The sequence below is a fragment of the Yersinia sp. 1252 StPb PI genome, assembly GCF_048593885.1.
In the GTDB taxonomy this organism is placed as follows: Bacteria; Pseudomonadota; Gammaproteobacteria; order Enterobacterales; family Enterobacteriaceae; genus Yersinia; species Yersinia enterocolitica_E.
In genome coordinates this window covers 1-2944 of record NZ_JAZGQE010000301.1, presented here as the reverse complement: position 1 = coordinate 2944, position 2944 = coordinate 1, and the positions used below count along the sequence as shown (strand labels likewise).

Here is a 2944-nt window from a genome sequence, read left to right as displayed (position 1 = left end):
TAACCTGTAATGCTGCTGGTACCGCAGAAGCAGTGGTGTTTAGGAAACTGACAACAATAACCCCGATAATCCCGCAGCGTTCCTATAAAATTGTTGGTTTCTCGCCTGAAATCAGCCCGGCTTACCGGCAGAAATTATTGTCACTGGGTATGCTGCCCGGCTCTTCGTTTAATGTTGTCCGCCTCGCGCCATTAGGTGACCCCATTCAGATAGAGACCCGTCGCGTCAGTCTGGTGCTACGGAAAAAAGACTTAGACCTGCTAACGCTGGACTTGCAACCCTAATATTGCGGGTCAACATCCTATTTTGGCTGCCGGGCTGCGTGTCAAAGCCCCCCTGCGTAGTCTGATTTTAATTTACTAATATCACGTTGGATCATGAAAGCACTCACAATCGGCCTGATCGGCAATCCCAATGCAGGTAAAACCACCCTTTTTAATCAGTTAACCGGTGCACGCCAACGGGTGGGGAACTGGGCCGGGGTTACGGTGGAGCGCAAAGAAGGCCATTTCACTACCGCGCAACATCAAGTGACATTGGTTGACCTGCCGGGAACCTACTCCCTGACCACCATTTCTGAGCAAACCTCGCTGGATGAGCAAATTGCTTGTCACTACATTCTAAGTGGTGAAGCTGACCTGCTGATTAATGTCATTGATGCGGTGAATCTGGAGCGCAATCTCTACCTGACACTGCAACTGGTTGAATTGGGTATTCCCTGTATTGTGGCGCTCAATATGTTGGATATTGCCAAAAGCCAACATATCGATATTGATATCAAGGCATTATCTCAGCAGTTAGGTTGCCCGGTTATTCCGCTGGTTTCCACTCGCGGGCAGGGTATCAATGAATTAAAAAGCAGTATTGATGAACTTCAGCCGATTCCCTTTAAGGCTTTGGTTAACTACCCACCAGTGCTACTCAGTGAAGTAGATAAGTTGGTAGAGGCCATGCCTGAGTCCTGGCCGGTACAGCAGCGCCGTTGGCTGGCACTGCAAATATTGGAAGGTGATATCTATAGTCTGGCACGTGCAGGCATAGCGCCCTCAATCGTGGCGCTAGCGCGTGAAAATCTGCGAGCAAGCCAACACGAAGATCCCGAGCTGGTGATAGCCGATGCCCGCTATCAAAGTATTGCCCGCATCTGTGATGTAGTCGGTAACTCGCAACAAGCGGAACCGAACCGCCTGACACAAGCGCTTGATAAAGTGATCCTTAATCGCTGGTTAGGTGTCCCGATCTTTCTGTTTGTCATGTATTTAATGTTTGTCTTAGCCATCAATATCGGTGGGGCGTTGCAGCCCATATTTGATATCGGCTCTGCGGCTATCTTTATTCAGGGGTTGCAATGGGTGGGTTATACGCTGCATTTCCCACAGTGGTTGACCATCTTCCTCGCTCAAGGCGTGGGGGGCGGGATTAATACCGTGCTGCCGTTGGTGCCACAAATTGGTATGATGTACCTGTTTCTCTCCTTTTTGGAAGACTCCGGTTATATGGCCCGAGCCGCATTTGTTATGGACCGGCTGATGCAGGCGCTGGGGTTACCGGGTAAATCCTTCGTACCGCTGATTGTCGGTTTCGGCTGTAATGTGCCCTCGATCATGGGTGCACGAACACTGGATGCGCAACGCGAACGCCTGATAACCATCATGATGGCACCCTTTATGTCCTGTGGCGCACGGCTGGCGATTTTTGCCGTCTTCGCGGCGGCATTCTTCGGTCAGGACGGGGCCAGTATCGTTTTCTCTCTTTATCTATTGGGTATCGCGGTCGCCATCCTCACTGGGCTGGTGCTGAAATACACCATTATGCGTGGCGAAGCCTCACCCTTTGTGATGGAACTGCCGGTTTATCATGTGCCCCATCTAAAGAGTTTGTTATTGCAAACCTGGCAACGGTTAAAAGGTTTTGTCCTGCGCGCCGGGAAAGTGATTGTCATTGCCAGTATCTTCATCGGCGGCCTGAACAGCTTCTCTTTCAGTGGCAAACCGGTAGATAGCATCAATGACTCAGCGCTGGCCTCAGTCAGTAAAGTGCTGACGCCACTGCTGGCACCCATGGGTGTTCATGGCGATAACTGGCAGGCAACCGTGGGGTTAGTGACCGGCGCCATGGCAAAAGAAGTGGTGGTAGGGACACTTAATACCCTCTATACCGCAGAGCAGATTAAGAATGAACCCTTTGATGCCGAGAGCTTCAACTTACCGGGCGAATTGGTCGGGGCGGTTAAAACCACCTGGCAGGGCTTAAAAGATACTTTTAGCCTTAGCATGTTATCCAATCCCATTGAAGCCAGCAAAGGTGATGGTGAAATGGCGGCCGGTTCCATGGGCATGATGAGCAGTAAATTCGGTTCCAGTATTGCTGCCTATAGCTACCTGATATTTGTGTTGCTCTATGTGCCCTGCGTCTCAGTCATGGGGGCTATCGCTCGGGAAACCAGCCGCGGCTGGATGACCTTCTCAATACTGTGGGGGTTAAATGTGGCCTACTCACTGGCAACCCTGTTCTACCAAGCCGCCACGTTTCACCAGCACCCGCAACAAAGCCTAATGATTATTGCGGTGGTTATGGTGATTAATGCGTTGATCTTGTTTGGATTGCGCCGCGCGCGGAGCCGGGTAACTGTCAGATTGCAAAACAGTAAACCTGCGAGCTGTTGTCAGAGTGCAAGCAATGATTGCCATTAACAAACCGCTTTTGTTACAACAGGAGGCATGATGGCGAGCCTACTCCAATTACGCGATGCTATCGCACTCAGTGGTAGTGTGGCAGCGAGTCAGCTAAGCCAGCAATTGGCAACACCTTTACCCCTGGTTGAGGCCATGCTGGAAAGACTGACGGCAATGGGCAAGGTTGAGCGCATTGAGCAAGATAATAGTGGGTGCCTGACGGGCAGTTGCAAGAGCTGCCCTGAAGGGAAAAACAAATGTAACACTGT

3 protein-coding genes are annotated in these 2944 nt (G+C 50.9%); all 3 read left to right on the top strand.

What is annotated here, in order from left to right; all coding sequences use genetic code 11:
- Window positions 1–65 precede the first annotated feature (65 nt).
- Window positions 66–284 (top strand): ferrous iron transporter A, encoded by a 219-nt coding sequence (gene feoA / locus V2A85_RS22915; RefSeq protein ID WP_420072462.1) that lies wholly within the window; start codon window positions 66–68, stop codon window positions 282–284.
- Between the two features lie 93 nt (window positions 285–377).
- On the top strand, window positions 378–2693 hold the full coding sequence (gene feoB / locus V2A85_RS22910) for a Fe(2+) transporter permease subunit FeoB (protein WP_372560313.1): 2316 nt from the start codon (window positions 378–380) through the stop codon (window positions 2691–2693).
- 30 nt (window positions 2694–2723) lie between these two features.
- On the top strand, window positions 2724–2944 hold a 221-nt coding region (locus V2A85_RS22905), incomplete at its 3' end, for a FeoC-like transcriptional regulator (RefSeq protein WP_420072461.1).

What these genes read in the sequence shown, in the direction of transcription:
- feoB (WP_372560313.1), top strand. Translation starts at nt 378, where the DNA reads ATGAAAGCACTCACAATCGGCCTGATCGGCAATCCCAATGCAGGTAAA.